Origin of the sequence: Streptomyces sp. MP131-18, assembly GCF_001984575.1 — a bacterium.
In the GTDB taxonomy this organism is placed as follows: Bacteria; Actinomycetota; Actinomycetes; order Streptomycetales; family Streptomycetaceae; genus Streptomyces; species Streptomyces johnsoniae.
In genome coordinates, this window is record NZ_LZNS01000001.1 from 5,770,706 (window position 1) to 5,786,114 (window position 15,409).

At 72.0% G+C, this 15,409-nt stretch carries 15 protein-coding genes; 3 read left to right on the top strand and 12 right to left on the bottom strand.

All coding sequences use genetic code 11. From position 1 onward, the window contains the following. Positions 1–10 precede the first annotated feature (10 nt). The 5 genes from STBA_RS26025 to STBA_RS26045 are packed head-to-tail and all read right to left on the bottom strand — an operon-like array spanning position 11 to position 3,608. Entirely contained in the window at positions 11–1,561 is a 1,551-nt protein-coding gene (locus tag STBA_RS26025; RefSeq protein WP_077061540.1) for a polyamine aminopropyltransferase, read from the bottom strand. Next, positions 1,558–1,998, bottom strand: coding sequence for a DUF350 domain-containing protein (locus STBA_RS26030; protein ID WP_253195000.1), 441 nt, complete (start codon positions 1,996–1,998; stop codon positions 1,558–1,560). The genes STBA_RS26025 and STBA_RS26030 overlap by 4 nt, the downstream gene beginning before the upstream one ends. A 58-nt stretch (positions 1,999–2,056) precedes the next feature. Next, a complete protein-coding gene (locus STBA_RS26035) occupies positions 2,057–2,485 on the bottom strand; it encodes a DUF4247 domain-containing protein (RefSeq protein WP_107485118.1) in 429 nt (142 codons plus the stop codon). Continuing rightward, positions 2,482–2,982 carry a DUF2617 family protein gene (locus STBA_RS26040; protein ID WP_079252177.1) on the bottom strand — a complete coding sequence of 167 codons (501 nt, stop codon included), beginning with the start codon at positions 2,980–2,982 and terminating at the stop codon, positions 2,482–2,484. Before STBA_RS26040 ends, STBA_RS26035 begins: the two co-directional genes overlap by 4 nt. Further along, on the bottom strand, positions 2,979–3,608 hold the full coding sequence (locus STBA_RS26045) for a DUF4178 domain-containing protein (RefSeq protein ID WP_077061541.1): 630 nt from the start codon (positions 3,606–3,608) through the stop codon (positions 2,979–2,981). Before STBA_RS26045 ends, STBA_RS26040 begins: the two co-directional genes overlap by 4 nt. 290 nt (positions 3,609–3,898) lie before the next feature. On the opposite strand from STBA_RS26045, the gene STBA_RS26050 reads away from it, so the two are divergent. Beyond that, positions 3,899–4,849: a helix-turn-helix domain-containing protein gene (locus tag STBA_RS26050; RefSeq protein WP_077061542.1), complete on the top strand. Its 951-nt coding sequence runs from the start codon at positions 3,899–3,901 to the stop codon at positions 4,847–4,849. 42 nt (positions 4,850–4,891) lie between these two features. Here the strand turns inward: STBA_RS26050 and STBA_RS26055 are convergent, their stop codons facing one another. The 6 genes from STBA_RS26055 to STBA_RS26080 form a co-directional block, all read right to left on the bottom strand. Beyond that, positions 4,892–5,809 (bottom strand): oxidoreductase, encoded by a 918-nt coding sequence (locus STBA_RS26055; RefSeq protein ID WP_077061543.1) that lies wholly within the window; start codon positions 5,807–5,809, stop codon positions 4,892–4,894. A gap of 56 nt (positions 5,810–5,865) precedes the next feature. Then, complete coding sequence (locus tag STBA_RS26060) at positions 5,866–8,169, bottom strand: glycoside hydrolase family 3 N-terminal domain-containing protein (RefSeq protein WP_077061544.1); 2,304 nt, start codon at positions 8,167–8,169, stop codon at positions 5,866–5,868. A 41-nt stretch (positions 8,170–8,210) separates the two neighbouring features. Further along, positions 8,211–9,026, bottom strand: a complete 816-nt coding sequence (locus STBA_RS26065; protein WP_253195278.1) for a carbohydrate ABC transporter permease — start codon at positions 9,024–9,026, stop codon at positions 8,211–8,213. Between the two features lie 80 nt (positions 9,027–9,106). Beyond that, positions 9,107–10,012, bottom strand: coding sequence for a sugar ABC transporter permease (locus STBA_RS26070; protein WP_077061546.1), 906 nt, complete (start codon positions 10,010–10,012; stop codon positions 9,107–9,109). A 7-nt stretch (positions 10,013–10,019) separates the two neighbouring features. Beyond that, positions 10,020–11,285, bottom strand: coding sequence for an extracellular solute-binding protein (locus STBA_RS26075; protein WP_253195002.1), 1,266 nt, complete (start codon positions 11,283–11,285; stop codon positions 10,020–10,022). A gap of 162 nt (positions 11,286–11,447) precedes the next feature. Next, entirely contained in the window at positions 11,448–12,467 is a 1,020-nt protein-coding gene (locus tag STBA_RS26080) for a LacI family DNA-binding transcriptional regulator (protein WP_077061548.1), read from the bottom strand. A gap of 133 nt (positions 12,468–12,600) precedes the next feature. On the opposite strand from STBA_RS26080, the gene STBA_RS26085 reads away from it, so the two are divergent. Continuing rightward, positions 12,601–14,001 carry an endo-1,4-beta-xylanase gene (locus tag STBA_RS26085; protein WP_077061549.1) on the top strand — a complete coding sequence of 467 codons (1,401 nt, stop codon included), beginning with the start codon at positions 12,601–12,603 and terminating at the stop codon, positions 13,999–14,001. Between the two features lie 76 nt (positions 14,002–14,077). Here the strand turns inward: STBA_RS26085 and STBA_RS26090 are convergent, their stop codons facing one another. Further along, on the bottom strand, positions 14,078–14,779 hold the full coding sequence (locus tag STBA_RS26090; RefSeq protein WP_077061550.1) for a TetR/AcrR family transcriptional regulator: 702 nt from the start codon (positions 14,777–14,779) through the stop codon (positions 14,078–14,080). Between the two features lie 166 nt (positions 14,780–14,945). On the opposite strand from STBA_RS26090, the gene STBA_RS26095 reads away from it, so the two are divergent. Continuing rightward, positions 14,946–15,404, top strand: coding sequence for a nitroreductase family deazaflavin-dependent oxidoreductase (locus STBA_RS26095; RefSeq protein ID WP_077061551.1), 459 nt, complete (start codon positions 14,946–14,948; stop codon positions 15,402–15,404). Positions 15,405–15,409 lie beyond the last annotated feature (5 nt).

Sequence of the window (15,409 nt, forward strand, 5' to 3'; positions counted from 1 at the left end):
CAGTCGGATTTCAGTCGAACTGCCACTCGCGTTGGGCGTATTCGAGCACGACCGGGTCCATCAGCGTGCTCGCCCGTACGTCCCGCTCCCTGCGGTCGACGGGGAAGACGGTGGCGGCCCGCAGTACCGCGTCGTCCAGGAAACGCAGCCGGGGAGCGTCGGGCGCCAGCCGCAGGGGCGGCGGCGTCCGGCCGCGGTCGGCCAGCACGAAGCCCCAGTTGCCGAAGCTGGGCACGTCCACCTGGTAGGGGGTGGTCGCGAAGCCCGCCGCGCGCAGCGTCGCGTCGACCGACCAGTACGTGCGCGGGGCGAAGAACGGCGAGCCGGCCTGCACGACCAGTCGGCCCTCGGGGGCGAGCACGCGCGAGAGCATCGTGTAGAACTCGACCGAGTACAGCTTCGCGGTCGCGATGTCCTCGGGGTCGGGGAAGTCGACCAGCACCGTGTCGTACGGCCCGGGCGCGTTCCGCAGCCAGCTGAACGCGTCCGCGTTGACCACCTCGACCCGCGGGTCGGCCAGCGCGTCCCGGTTGAGGTCGCGAAGCGGGCCGTACCCGGCGCCGAGGTCGGTCATCGCCTCGTCCAGCTCGACGAGCGTCACCTCGGCGACGTCCTCGTACCGCAGCACCTCGCGCAGCGCCAGGCCGTCGCCGCCGCCGAGGATCAGCACCGAGGAACGCGCCGGGGCGGCGGCGAACGCCGGGTGCACCAGGGCCTCGTGGTAGCGGTACTCGTCGAGCGAGGAGAACTGGAGATCGCCGTTCAGGAACAGCCGCATGTCGGCGGTCTCCATGAAGCCGATCGACTCGGTGATGACGATTTCCTGGTACGGGGTGCGCTCCGCGTGCACGATCGGGTCGCGGTACAGGCGCTGCCTGGCCGTCATCTCGATATCGCCCGCGTACACGTACGCGCCGGTCAGCACGGTCAGCACCACCGCCATCCCGGCCAGCAGCGCGCCCTGCACGAACCTGCGGGTCTGCCGCCGGAAGATCCACAGCACGGCGGCGACGCCGGCGACCGCGTTGACCGCGCCCACCACCAGCACGCCCTTCAGCTGCCCGAAGGTCGGCAGCAGGAGCAGCGGGAAGCAAAGACCGCCGACCAGCGCCCCCAGGTAGTCCACCGCGAACATGTCGGCGACGGCGCCGCCCGGCTCCTGCCGCCGGATGCGCTGGAGCAGCGTCATCAGCAGCGGGATCTCCGCGCCGATCAGCAGGCCCACGACGAACGCGACCACCATCATCGCCGGGGTGTAGATCCCCACCCAGGCGAACATCACGTACAGCAGCAGCACGGACAGGCCGCCGATCAGGGCCAGCATCCCCTCCACGACGGCGAACGCGCCCACCGCGCGCCGCTGGAGCGGCTTGGCGGCCAGCGAGCCGACGCCCATGGCGAAGACCATGATCGACAGGACGAGCGAGGTCTGGAAGACCGTGTTCCCGATGAGGTAGCCGCCGAGCGCGACGAGCGCCAGCTCGTACACCAGACCGCACGCGGCGCACAGGAACACGGTCAGCAGCAGGAAGAACCGCGCCAGCCGGGGCCGCGCCGTCACGAGAGTGCCGCGCCGACCATCAGGGCCGTGCCGACGTAGACCGCGCCCTGCACCCAGGCGGCCGGGTGTGCGCGGCCGTCCTGGTCCTCCAGCACCATGGCCCCCATCGGGCCGGGCGTGATGGCGCCGACCACCGCGAAGACCAGCGTCATCACCACGACCCCGGCCAGCCCGTAAAGACCGGTGCTGAGCAGCCCGTAGCCGAGGCCCTCCTCGGACTCGCTGGCGCGGATCGCCTCGGCGATCACGAGGCCGACGCCGAGCATTTCACCACCGAGGACGACGGCCGCACCCTTGTTGCGTTCCTGCCACACGACCTTCGCGAGGTGCCCCGGCGTCACCAGGTCGAGGGCGTAGAACGCCACCGCCATCACCGCGAATCCGACGACGCCGTAGAGCACGGCCTCCCCGGCGGATTCGAGTATGTCTCCCACCATGTCCTTCTTCGCCTTCCGGTTCCGATTCCTTCGGTTTCCGCGCGCTACTTGCTCCGCGCTACTTGCCCGAGCCGGGGCCGCCGCCCCTGAAGTCGCCGCCGCTCCTGCCCTGCGACGCGGGCCACCGGTGGCCGACGTGGCTGCTGTAGCGCGAACGGCCGGAGTCGTAGTCGTCGATGTCTATTTCGCTGCCGCCCGACGTATGCGGCAGCACCGCCACGATGTCGTCGTCGTAGCGGAGGAAGACCATGCCCTCGCTGTCGATGCGGTCCTCGGGGCGGCGTTCCCCCTCGATTTCCGAGGCGACCGCGGTCGGCCGGTCGGCCGCGTCGCGGTAACGGTCGTCGGCGCCGGCCCGCTCGTAGGTGTCGGCGATCCACGCGCGCGGCGCGTCGTCGTCCTCACCGCTGCCGCCGCCGCAGCCAGCGGCCAGCAGCATCAGCGCGCCGGCGGCCGCGGTCGCGGAAAGGGTCCTGGTGCGGTTCACGGCGCCTCCAGCCGGGTGCGGGTTTCCACGATCTGGCCGGCCTGCGGGTACGCGTGCCAGGTCCGCCAGGTGATGACGTCCGCCGCGCGTTCCGCGGCGAGTGCGGTCACGGCGTCGGGCGAGCCGGGGAACACGCCGCACAGCGCGCCGTCCCGCCCCGCCGTCCGCTCGCGCAGCGCCCGCGCGCGTGCGGCGAACTCGCCGGGGGCGCAGTGCCGTACGCGCGAGACGAAGCGGTAGCGCCAGCCGTCGACGGTCTCCGCCACCTCGCTCGGTGGCCCGTCGCCCGGCCGCCCGGGCAGGCAGGCCAGGGTTTCCGTGACCGGCCCGGCGTGCACCTGGTGCGAGGCGCCGAGCAGCCGCAGCTCCACGCCGACGCCGCCGAGGTCGACCCGGGTGACGGCCAGCGCGTCGCGCGCGGGCAGCCCGAGCGCGAACCGGAGTTGGTCGGCGCGCGTGTCCAGGTAGGGGGCGGCCAGCTCGATGCCGGGGCTCACGCGTCGCCGCCCGGGTAGATGACCAGCGTGCCGCCCGGCACGCGTTCGCCGAGGGACACTTCCCAGGTGCCGCGCCCACCGTCGCCGAGGAACCGTTCGAAGGCCAGGCCGCGTCCGCCGGGCGCGTCGAAGTCGGCGTACTCCATGCGGCCGGTCGCCCCGAGCCCGGTGGTGCCCTCCGACCGGTAGTCGGCGGTGCCGTGCTCACTGCGGTGGTAGGTGACGCCCTCGACCGTCAATGTCTTCTTGCTGGGCAGGAGTTCGTCGCCGCGGTACTCGGTCCACAGCACGACTTCGAGGTCGGGGTCCTCCTCGACGGAGAGCCAGCGGCGCCCCTCCTCGGTGCCGTCCATGGCGTCGAGGTAGTGTTCCGACCAGGTGAAGCCGCCCTGCCGCAGCCTCAACGAGCCGCGGACGAAGAGCCGTTCGCCCAGGTACTCGACCATGTCGCCGGCCTTCAGCCGCCGCGGGTCGCCCGCGGTGTCCTGACCGGGGTCGAACGGATCGCGCGGCGCGCGGCGTGCCGCCGCCTTCCGCGCCGCTTCCCGCGCGCGTCTGACGCGCAGCAGCACGGCGACCGCGGCCGCCAGCGCCACCACTCCGGCCAAGGCCAATATGAGGCCCATCGGCCCACCCCCGTTGCTCATGCCTCGCCTTGAGTCGGCAGAGTATGACACGGGTACGGTCCGGCATCCGCTCGGGGGGCCGACCGCGTGCGGACGAGGAAACGTTGCGCCACGCGGACGGCTTGGTAACCAGTGGTCGCTCCCCCCGGAGAACCACTGATCCCCCCGTTCCCGAGCGGTGCCGGAATGCGCCCCACCCTCCATGACAACAGCCGGGTCCGGCCAACGATTTCGACGTAGGCTGAAACTCCGTGGTCAGCGGAACGGGGCGCTGCAAGGGAGGTTGCACGGTGCTGCGGATTCATCTGACCGGCGAGGACCTGGCGCGCATCCGCATCGCCGAGGGGCCCGATCCGATGTGGGAGACGATGCTCAGCTCCCACCGTTTCCGGGACCGGCGCGCCCAACACGTCTACGGACCCTGGCGGCTGACGGCGCGCCGCCGCATCCACGCGCTGCCCGGCACCCTGCGGACCCTGGTCCCGCCCACGGGCTACTTTCCCGACTTCCTCAACCCGCTTGCGGCGCAGGAGGGATGGGGCAGCGCCGTCGAGGCGCTGCGCGCCACGCCGCGCCGCCGCCTCGCCGCCGACATCGCGCTGCTCGCGGCGGGGCAGCCGTCGCTGCCGCGCTGGGTGCGGCTGCTCGCCGACGGCGAACGGGAGGCGGTCGAGCAGCTCGTCGCCGACCTGGAACGCTACCGGCGCGCGGCCCTCGACGCGGCCGTGTGGCAGCGGGTGCGGGCCGACGTGGACGCCGACCGGGCGGTGCGGGTGCGGCATCTGCTGGCCGGCGGGGCGCACGGCCTGCTGGCGGGGCTGCGCCCGGTCCTGCGGTGGAACCCGCCGGTGCTGGAGTCGGACTACCCGGTGCGGCGCGAGCTGCGCCCCGGCGGCAGAGGGCTGCTGCTGGTGCCGTCGTACTTCTGCGGGCGGCAACCGGTCACCTATGCCGACAAGGAACTGACGCCCGTCGTGGTCTACCCGGTGGAGCACGCCGCGCCGCCGCGGCCGAGCCCCTCCGCGCTGGGGCGGCTGCTCGGCGGCACGAGGGCGCGGGTGCTCGGCTGCATCGAGTACGGCACGACCACGGGTGAACTCGCCCGCCGCGCCGGGGTGTCGCCCGCCTCGGCCAGTCAGCACGCGCGCGTGCTGCGGGACGCGGGTCTCGTGCGGTCGGTGCGGCGCGGCAGCGAGGTGCTGCACACGCTCACGCCGCTGGGCGCCGACCTGCTGACCTGATGCCGGAACGGAAACGGAAACGGGAACGGGGCGCGGGCGGGGTCACGCCTGCCAGCGGACCCCGGTCAGCTCCTCGGAGGCGTGCCACAGGCGGGCGGCGGCTGCGTCGTTCCGCGTCCAGGGCGCGCGCCACGATCCGCCGGGGCCGCCGCGCGGGGTGCGGGCGCCGAGCACGCTGGGTCCTGTGAACGAATCGGGGGCCACGCCGGGCGCGGTCGCCGCGTACAGCGAGGGCGTCGCGCCGGCCTCGGGCGGCGCGGCGAACAGCCGGGTGCCGACGCGCGCGACCCGCTCCTGGAAGCGGCTGCCGGCCAGTCGCGCGCCGCGGGTGTGCAGCCCGGACTCGGCGTAGCCGGGGTGGACGGCGGCGGCGACGACGTGCCGCCCGCGCAGCCGCCTGGCCAGCTCGTGGGTGAACAGCAGGTTTGCCGTTTTGGATCGGCCGTACGCCACCCAGCGGCCGTATTTGCGCTGGGAGTTGAGGTCGTGCATGTCGAGGTTGGCCAGCAGGTGCAGCAGGCTGGAGACGGTGACCACGCGGGCGTCGGGGCTGGCGAGCAGGCGGTCGAGCAGCAGCCCGGTGAGCGCGAAGTGGCCCAGGTGGTTGACGCCGAACTGCATCTCGAAGCCGTCGGCGGTCCTGGCGTAGGGGACGGCCATCAGACCGGCGTTGTTGATGAGCAGGTCGAGCCGCCGCGCGCCCCACTCGACGGCGAACGCCCGCACCGACGCCAGGTCGGCGAGGTCGAGCAGCCGTAGCTCGGCGCGGGCCTCGGGCACCTCGTCGAACAGCCGCTCCAGCGCCGTCTGCCCCCGGTCCTGGCTGCGGCAGGCCAGGACCACGCGGGCGCCGCGGCGGGCCAGCTCACGGGCGGTCACGTAGCCGAGACCGCTGTTGGCGCCCGTCACCACCGCGGTGCGGCCCTTGAGGTCGGGGATATCGCGTACGGTCCAGCCCATGCCCCCAGGGTAGGCCCGCACCGCGGCGGGTGGTGAGACGAATACGTAACGTTACCTCACGCCGGATGCACCGGATGCGCCGGATGCACCGTGACGGGGCAGCGCAGGCGCCGGTCGAGGCCGACGCGGCGTTCGGGTCCGGTGAGGGTCACCGGCACCGTGTGCCGGACGTCGTCGCTGGACGCGGCGAGCCGCAGTTCGAGCGCGCCCGGCTCGACGATCCGTTCTCCGGGGGCGAGCGTGTAGGCGGTCAGGTCGGCGTGGAAGCCGAGGCGGACCTCGGCGGAACGGCCGGGCTCCAGCGTGACGCGCGCGTAGCCGATGAGCCGGTTCACCGGGCGGGCGACGCGGGCGACCGGGTCGTGCAGGTAGAGCTGCACCACCTCCGTTCCGGCCAGGGCGCCGGTGTTGGTCACGGTCAGCCGCACGGTGGTCCCGCCGTCGGTGCCCAGCTCGGTGGCGTCGGCCGAGGCGTCCTCCCAGGCGAAGGACGTGTAGGAGAGGCCGTGCCCGAACGGGTACAGCGGGGTGGGGTCGATGTTGCTGGCGTCGCCCCGTCGGCCGAGCGGCGGCGCCAGGTAGGGGGCGGGCTGCGCGCCGGGGCCGCCGGGCACCCCGACGGGCAGCCGGCCGGAGGGATTGATGCGGCCGGAGAGCACACCCGCGAGAGCGCCGCTGCCCTCCTCGCCGGGGAAGAACGTCTGGACGCAGGCGGCAAGACGGTCCGCGAAGCGGCCGAGCGCGTAGGGCCGACCGGTCAGCAGCACCAGCACCACGGGAACGCCGATGTCCAGCAGCTGGTCGAGCAGCTCGCCCTGGCCGTCGGGGAGTTCGAGGTCGGCGGCGTCGCAGCCCTCGCCCGAGGTGCCGCGGCCGAACAGGCCGGAGCGGTCGCCCGCCACCATGACGACGACGTCGGCCCCGGCCGCGTCCCGCGGGGTCTTCGCGAGCGTGACGTCCGCGCCGGGGAACTCGGCGCGCAGCGCGGCGAACGGGCTGGCCAGGTCGACGCCGACCGGCAGCTCCGGATGCCGCACGCCCACGTGCCGGGGGAACGTGTAGCAGCCGAGCAGCGGCGCGACGTCGTCGGCGAGCGGCCCGGCGACGGCGATGCGGGCGCCCGGCGCGAGCGGCAGGGCGTCGTCGCGGTTGGCGAGCAGGACCACGGATTCCTCGGCGATGCGCCGGGCGGCGTCCCGCAGGGCGGGCGGGTCGAGGTCGACGGGCGCGTCCGCGGCGAGGGCGGGCGGCTCGGGGGACCAGTCGGCGTCGAGGAGACCGAGTTCCGCCTTCTGGGTGAGCACGCGCAGCACGGAGCGGTCGACCAGCTCCTCGGCGACCTCGCCGGACTGCACGGCCTTGAGCAGCGGCGTTCCGTACGCGCGCTGTGCGGGCAGCTCGACATCGATACCGGCGGCGAGCGCGAGAGCAGCGGCTTCGGCGGGGGAGCCGGCGACGCGGTGGGTGAGTTCGAGGAAGGAGACGGCGAAGTAGTCGGAGACGACGGTGCCGGTGAAGCCCCACTCCTCGCGCAGCAGCTCGGTCAGCAGCCAGGCGTCGCCGCTCGCGGGCACGCCGTCGAGGTCGTGGTAGGCGCTCATGACGGAACGGGCGCCGCCCTCGCGCAGCGCCATCTCGAACGGGAAGAGGACGACGTCGGCGAGTTCGCGCGGGCCGATGGAGACCGGCGCGTGGTTGCGGGCGCCGCGGGAGGCGGCGTGGCCGGCGAAGTGCTTGAGGGTGGCGACGACGCCCGCGGTTTCGAGGCCGCGCACGTAGCCGGTGCCGATGGTCGCCACGAGGTAGGGGTCCTCGCCGATGGTCTCCTCGGTGCGCCCCCAGCGAGGGTCGCGCAGCACGTCGAGGACGGGCGCGAGGCCCTGGTGGATGCCGACGGAGCGCATCGACTCGCCGATGAGCCGGGCGGCGTGCTCGACCAGGTCGGGGTCGAAGCTGGCGCCCCAGGCGAGGGGGGAGGGGAAGATGGCGGCCTGCCAGGCGGCGAAGCCGGTGAGGCATTCCTCGTGGACCAGCGCGGGCACCGAGAACCGGTTCGCGTCCGCGATCCTGCGCTGGTCCTCCGCCAGGGCCCTGGTCTTCTCGGTGGGGTCCACCGGGGCGGTGCCGAAGGGCCGGGTCAGCTGGCCGAGTCCGTCGGCGAGGAGCGACTGGAGGTCGGGCGTGGTCGCGTTGATCTCGGACTGCATGGGGGCGACGTCGGCGTCGTCGCCCTCGCCCGCGTCCGAGCCGGGCCAGATCCCGACCAGCTGGGCGAGCTTTTCCTCAAGGGTCATCCGGGACAGCAGTTCCGCGGCACGGGTCTCGGCCGGAAGTGTCGTGTCCTGCCAGGGGCTGTGCATAAGGCTCCTTGTCTGGGCGGCCGTGGTTCCAGGGACGGGCCCTAGCGGCCGCCGACACCCATCAGACCGTTGATCAGCTGACGGCGGGCGAAGAGGTAGGCGGTGAAGATCGGCACGATGGACAGCACCACGGCGGCGAGCAGCGCCGGGATGTCGACGCGGAACTCGCCGACGTAGTCGTACAGGCCGAGGGTGAGCACCCGCGTCTCCGGTGACTGGGTGAGGATCAAGGGGAAGAGGAAGCCGTTCCACGCGCCGAGGGCGGAGAAGACGCCGACGGTGGAGATGCCGGCCCGGGAGATGGGCACCACGAGCTGGAGCAGGATGCGGGTCTGGCTCGCGCCGTCGAGAGCCATCGACTCGTACAACTCCTCCTCGATGTCGCGCATGGTGCCGACGAGGATCAGCACGCTCACCGGGAGGGCGAATGCCGCGGTCGGCAGGATGATCGCCAGCAGCGTGTCGTAGAGCTGGAGTTCGGTGATGATCAGGTAGACGGGGATGATCACCGCCTGGGAGGGGATCGCGAGACCCAGCAGGAAGATCTGGAAGATCCGCCGGGAGGCGCGCGACCGGGTGCGCACGATGCTGTAGCTGACGGTCACCGCGAGCACGATGGCGATGGCCGCGCAGGCGGCGGTCACGATCGCCGTGTTGAGCAGGTAGCGCGGGAAGTCGCCTTCGAGGACCGTCCGGTAGGCGTCCAGCGTGGGTTCCGTCGGGATCGACAGGGGGCCGTTGTCCAGGTACGACTGCCGTGTCTGGAGGGTCGAGGCGACCAGGATGTACAGCGGCACCATGACGATGACCAGCCACACCAGGACGCCGACGCCTGCCGGGTAGTTGGCGCGGCGCAGGCGGAGCGCGCGGGCGGCCCGGGGCCGTTCACCGGGGGGCCGCTCCCGGACGCCGGCCGGGCGCTTGTCGATGGTCTGGGTCACAGTCCCTCCCGGGTGCTGCGCATCTTCGTGAACCCGGTCAGCCGCACCAGCAGCAGGGAGGCCGCGGTGGCGACGACGACGAGGGCGGTCGCGACCGCGCTGGCGTACCCGAGGTCGAACGCCTTGAACCCGGTGTCGTACATGAGATACGGAACGATCGCGGTGGCGTCGCCAGGGCCGCCGCGGGTGAGGATGAGCACGGTGTCGAAGTAGGTGAGCGCTCCGACCACCATCAGCACGGTGGAGGTGACGATGGTGTTGCGCAGCTGCGGCAGCGTGATGTGGAAGAACTGCCGCACGGTGCCGGCGCCGTCGATGGCGGCGGCGTCGTAGAACGAGCGCGGGATCTGCCGGGCGCCGCCCTGGTAGATCAGCATGTGGAACGGGACGAACTGCCAGCCGGTGACGAACAGCACGGCCGCGAAGGCGCCGCGTTCCGAGCCGAGCAGGTCGGCGCTCTCCAGGTTGAGGAAGTTCGCGATGTCCGGGGCGAGTCCGAAGTTCGGGTCGAAGATCGTGCGCCACAGCAGGGCGAGCGCGACGGAGGACGCGAGCAGCGGCACGAAGAAGATCGCGGACAGCACGGCGCGGTTGCGCTGGCGGCCGGCCGCCCAGACGCCGAGGAGCAGGACGATGGGCGTCTGCGTCAGCCAGGTCAGGGCGGTCAGGAGCAGGCTCAGCCAGACGGCGTTGCGCATGCCGTCGTCGTTCCAGAGCCGCGACCAGTTGTCCATGCCGGACCAGACGGGGTCGCTCAGGCCGTTCCAGTCGGTGAACGACAGGTAGCCGACGATCGCCATGGGGGCACCGGCGAAGAACAGGAAGAAGAGGGCGCCCGGAATCGCCCAGGCGATGCCTGGGCGACCGGTGCGCGGTGCGCTGGGGTTCTTTTCGAGCTTCACGGGGTCCCTACAGGGCCTGTGCGGCTTCGATGAAGTCCTGCGGGCTGAGCTGACCGCTGAACAGCTGCTCGATGTTGTCGATGAGCGGCGCGGCCTGCGTGGCGGGCAGCGCCTGGTCCCAGGACAGGGTGAAGGAGGAGGCCTCGGAGATCATGTCCCACTGGAACTGCGCGTATTCGGGAACGGGGCTGGAGGCGATCAGGCTCTCGGCGTTGGTGGTGGCCGGGATGTCGCCGTTGTCGATCAGCGCCTGCGCGTACTCCTCGGTGGCGTGCACCTTGAGGAACTCGATGGCGGCGTCGAGGCGTTCACCCTCGACCTGCGAGTTGACGGACCAGTAGTTGGTCGGGTTGCCCACGACGGCGGAGGGGTCGCCGGCGCCGCCCTCGATGACGGGGAACGTGGCCCAGGCCAGCTCGTTCTCGGCGAACTCCGGCTGGTTGGTCAGCTGGTTGGAGAACTCCCAGTTGCCCATCAGGTGCATGGCGGCCTCGCCCTGGGCGAAGAAGGTGGAGGCGCCGTCGGTGGTGTAGCTGACGGAGCGGAAGTCGTTGCCGAAGGCCCCGGCGTCGACCAGCTCGACGGCGGTCTCGATCGCTTCGAGGGCGGCCGGCTCGCCCCAGGCGGCGGAGTCGCCGTTGCGGATGCGTTCGAAGATCTCGTGCCCGCCCTGGCGGTCGAGCAGGTACTCGATCCACATCAGCTCGGTCCAGGCGTCGGCCCCGGCCAGCGCGGCGGGCGTGATGTCCTGATCCCGGAAGGTCTCGACGAGCGAGAAGAGGTCGTCGAGGGTTTCCGGGGGCTGGACGCCCGCCTCGTCGAAGATCCGCTGGTTGTAGAAAAGGGTAACGGTCTGCACGCCGCGCATGGGTATGCCGTAGTAGCGGCCGTCCACCGTTCCGGCGTCGAGGATGGTGGGCAGGAAGGCGCCCTGGAACTCCTCGTCCTCGGCGAGGGTGTCGGTGAGGTCGACGAGCATGTCCTCGGCGACGAAGTCGCTGATGCTGCCGCCGCCCCAGTTGAAGAAGATGTCCGGGGCGTTGGAGCTGCCCATGGCCGTTCGCATGCGGTCCTGGTAATTCTCGCCGGGGACCTGGGTGAGGTTGATGTCGATGTCGGAGGTCTCGTTGAACTGCTCGATGAACTCCTCCTGAATCGTGGACGATCCGTCCTGGTAGGTCCAGACCTCGAGGGTGTCGCCGCCGCCGCCCCCGGGGCCTTCGCTGCCGCAGGCCGCGAGGATGGGCGCGGTCAGCGCGAAGGCTGCCGCCACCGCGAGGGTTCTGGTCCGCCGGGGTCGCCACGGGTTGGGGCTTCGCATCGCTCACCTTCCGGAAACTCGCCGAAAATTATCGGGCAGGTGCCGAAGGAAGTTACGGCCCCGTGGGGGCCGCGTCAACGGGGCGGACGGCAACAAGTCGGTTAAGGAGCCCGATCAAGCCGCGGCCGGCGGCGGCGCCGTCGACGCGCGGACCACCAACTCGGTGGCCAACTCCACGCGGGGCGAGTCGATTTCCTCCCCGCGCGCCTGGCGGAGCACGGTGCGCGCGGCCACCTTGCCCATCTCCGCGAGCGGCTGGCGCACCGTGGTGAGCGGCGGAGCCGACCACCGCATTTCCGGAAGATCGTCGAAGCCGACGATGCTCACGTCCTGCGGGACCCGCAGTCCGCGCTGCCGCAGCGCCTCGACCGCGCCCATCGCCATCTGGTCGCTGGCGGCGAAGACCGCCGTCGGCGGCTCGGCCAGATCCATCAGCCGCCGGCAGCCGGTGAACCCGGCCTCGTGGTAGAAGTCGCCCGGCACGGTCAGCTCCTCGTCCGGCGCCACCCCCGCCGACTCCAGCGCCGCCCGGTAGCCGTCGAGCCGCGCCCGGCTGCACAGCAGCCGCGGCGGGCCGGCGATGAAACCGATGCGGCGGTGGCCGAGCTGGAGCAGGTGCTCGGTGGCGGCCAGGCCGCCCGCCCAGTTGGTCGCGCCCACCGTCGGCGCGGCGAGCGCCGGCGCGCCGGCCGGGTCGACCACGACGATCGGCACGCCGAGCCGGTGCAACTCCTTGTGCAGGACCGGTTCGAGCGCCGAGGTCACCAGGATCACCCCGTCCGAGGCGCGTGCCCGCAGATTGGTCATCCACTGCCGGGCGGCGCCGGCGCGGTCGTGAATGGCCGAAACCACGGTGCCGATGCCGGAGGCGTGCGCGACCTCCTCCACGCCGCGGATGATCTCCACGGCCCACGGGCTGTCCAGATCGTTGAAGACGAGGTCCAGCAGCGCCGCCCGGTCGCCGGGCGCGTGGGTCCGGCGCCGGTAGCCGTACTGCCGCAGCAGCTCCTCGACCTTCGCGCGGGTCTCGGGAGCCACGTCGGAGCGCCCGTTGACCACCCGGGAGACGGTGGGCACGGAGACGCCGGCCTCCCTGGCGATGGCCGTGATCGTGACTTTACGTTCCCCAGTCATGGGCACCTCTTCTGTCGTGTTCCGGATGCCGGAAGTTTTTCGACATTATTCCGGAACTCTTGACGCGTCCCAGGGTGCCCCTTAGAAACGGACCCGTCAGCCTGCGGGGGCGTGACAACGAGAGGGGTACTCCATGCTATCCCTGGTGCGCAGAGCCGCGGTCGTCTTCGCTGCCGGTGCTTTGCTCTCCGGTGCCGCGATGCACGGCAGCGCACAAGCCCAGGACCCATCCATCCAAGCCGAAACGCTGCGTGAAGCGGCTGAAGCCCAGGGGAAGTTCATCGGATCGGCCATCGCCGACCACCGGCTGAGCGACGCCACGTACAACGGCATCGCCAGCACCGAGTTCAACAGCGTCACGGCAGAGAACGTCATGAAGTGGGAGTCGATCCAGCCCTCCCGCGGCTCGTTCAACTTCGCCGCGGGCGACCGGCTGGTGGACTTCGCACAGGCGAACGACCAGCAGGTCTGGGGCCACACCCTCGTCTGGCACAGCCAGCTCCCGGACTGGGTGGAAAACGGCGGCTTCGACGCGGCCGAGCTGACCGAGATCACGGACGAGCACATCACCACCGTGATGGACCACTACGAGGGCGACATCGCCTACTGGGACGTGGTCAACGAGGCATTCAACGAGGACGGGACCTTCCGCCAGTCGGTCTTCCAGCAGACCATCGGCGAGGAGTACATCGCCAACGCGTTCCGCACGGCGGACGCCGCCGACCCGAACGCCAAGCTCTGCATCAACGACTACAACATCGAGGGTGCCAACGCCAAGAGCAACGGCATGTACGACCTCGTGCAGGGCCTGCTCGCCGACGGCGTGCCGATCGACTGCGTGGGCTTCCAGTCCCACCTGATCCTCGACTCGATCCCCGGCGACATCCAGTCCAACCTCCAGCGCTTCGCCGACCTCGGCCTTGAGGTGATCGTCACCGAACTCGACATCCGGATCACCATGCCCGCCGACAGCGCCGAACTGGACCGCCAGGCCGACCAGTTCGAAGGCGTGGTCAGCGCCTGCCTCGCCGTGGACGGCTGCGCGGGCGTGACCGTGTGGGGCTTCGGCGACGCCGACTCCTGGGTACCCGACGTCTTCGAGGGCCAGGGCGCGGCGTGCCTCTACGACGAGAGCTACCAGCCGAAACCGGCCTACGACGGGGTGCTCGCCGGCCTCGGCGGCACGCCGGGCGGCGGCCCGGGCCCCGGCCCCGACCCGGTCGAGGGCTGCCTGGCCACCTACCAGGTCACCAGCCGGTGGAACGCCGGCTCCGTGGTCCAGGTCGGCGTCACCGTGGAGGAGGCGGTCAGCGGCTGGTCGGTCTCCTTCAGCCTGCCGGCCGGCGAATCCGTCACCAGCCACTGGAACACCCAGCTCACGCAGGCCGGAACCACCGTGACGGCACGCAACGCGCCGTACAACGGCAGCATCCCGGCGGGCGGCACGCTGAGCTTCGGCTTCCAGACCAACAGCGGCGCCGTCTACAGCGCCCCCGTGGTCAGCCTCAACGGGGCCGTCTGCGACGCGGCCTGACCGCCCGGCTCCCGCCTCCCCGTACAACCCGCCCGTCCGGCGGCGGCCCCCGCGCCGCCGCCGGACGGCGGCATGCTCAGGGCAGCCCTATCCCTGCGGCCATCCGGCGCACGGTGTACGCGAAGAACTCCGCGCGCGACTCCTCGATCACGTGCGTGTACTGGCCGAACACCTCGAACGCGACCAGGCCCGTCAGCTGCGCCCAGGCCGCGGTGACGGCCGCCATCGACGGGGCCGGCAGGCCCGGCGCGTGCTCGGCGGCCAGTGCCGCCGCCTCGGCGAGCACCGCGGGCGGCGGCGGGCCGCCGGGAACGGGCCCGAGGGCGCCCGAGCGGTGCGCGTCGAGCGTCACCGCGATGAGGGCGAACGGCACCCGTGTCCCGGGGCCGCCCGTCTCCTGGGGCGCCGCGTAGCCGGGCACCGGCGTCCCGTGGATCAGCGCGAACTCGTGCGGATGGTCCAGCGCCCACTCCCGCACGGACAGGCACACGGCCAGCCACCGCTCCGCGGGCGACTCCGGCGGGTCACCGGAGACCAGCGGGCCCTCGGCCGCCTCGCCCAGCGCGTTGTACGCGTCGATGATGAGTGCGGTCAGCAGGTCGTCGCGGCTGGGGAAGTAGCGGTAGAGGGCCGAGGAGGCCATGCCGAGATTGCGCGAGACGGCGCGGAGCGACAGCTGGGCCGCGCCCTCCGCCGCGATTCTGTCGCGGGCCTCCGACTTGATCGCCGCGGTCACCTCGCGCCTGGCCCGCTCCCTGGCTCCTTGGATCGCAGTCATGCCGTCAGTGTGCCACCGGCGGGAGCGCCGTTCAACGAAGAGAGCACTGCTCTTGTTTTTGAGCGGCGGGTGGGGCATGCTGGAGCACGTCACGGAGCTGGTGCTCACAAAGGAGAGCGCTGCTCACTCATTCCGGCGCGCCGCGCCGCACCCCCGAGGAGTCCCGATGAGTGCCACTCTCCACGTCAAGAAGCCCGGCTGGATCACCCGCCGCCTGTTCAACCCCGCCATCGCCTTCCTCACCCGCCGCGGGCTCAGCATCTGGGGCTCCCGGGTCCTCGCGGTCCGCGGGCGCAAGAGCGGCGAGTGGCGCACCACCCCGGTCAATCTGCTGACGGTGGACGGCCGTCAGTACCTCGTCGCCCCCCGCGGCCACGTCCAGTGGACGCACAACATGCGGGCGGCCGGCGGCGGCCGTCTCCTGCTGGGAAAGAGCGCGCAGGACTTCACCGCCGAGGAGGTGCCGGACGAGCAGAAGCCGGAGCTGCTGCGCGCCTACCTCAAGCGGTGGAAGGCGGAGGTCGGTGCCTTCTTCAACGGGGTGGGGCCCGACTCCTCCGAGGAGGACCTGCGGCGAATAGCCCCCGACCACCCGGTGTTCCGCGTCACCGTCACCGGCGTCTGATCCCC

Excerpts from the sequence above, each read along its gene's own strand:
- STBA_RS26030 (WP_253195000.1), bottom strand. The coding sequence starts at position 1,998 with ATGGTGGGAGACATACTCGAATCCGCCGGGGAGGCCGTGCTCTACGGC.
- STBA_RS26045 (WP_077061541.1), bottom strand. The coding sequence starts at position 3,608 with ATGGGCCTCATATTGGCCTTGGCCGGAGTGGTGGCGCTGGCGGCCGCG.
- STBA_RS26055 (WP_077061543.1), bottom strand. The coding sequence starts at position 5,809 with ATGGGCTGGACCGTACGCGATATCCCCGACCTCAAGGGCCGCACCGCG.
- STBA_RS26060 (WP_077061544.1), bottom strand. The coding sequence starts at position 8,169 with ATGCACAGCCCCTGGCAGGACACGACACTTCCGGCCGAGACCCGTGCC.
- STBA_RS26080 (WP_077061548.1), bottom strand. The coding sequence starts at position 12,467 with ATGACTGGGGAACGTAAAGTCACGATCACGGCCATCGCCAGGGAGGCC.
- STBA_RS26085 (WP_077061549.1), top strand. The coding sequence starts at position 12,601 with ATGCTATCCCTGGTGCGCAGAGCCGCGGTCGTCTTCGCTGCCGGTGCT.
- STBA_RS26090 (WP_077061550.1), bottom strand. The coding sequence starts at position 14,779 with ATGACTGCGATCCAAGGAGCCAGGGAGCGGGCCAGGCGCGAGGTGACC.
- STBA_RS26095 (WP_077061551.1), top strand. The coding sequence starts at position 14,946 with ATGAGTGCCACTCTCCACGTCAAGAAGCCCGGCTGGATCACCCGCCGC.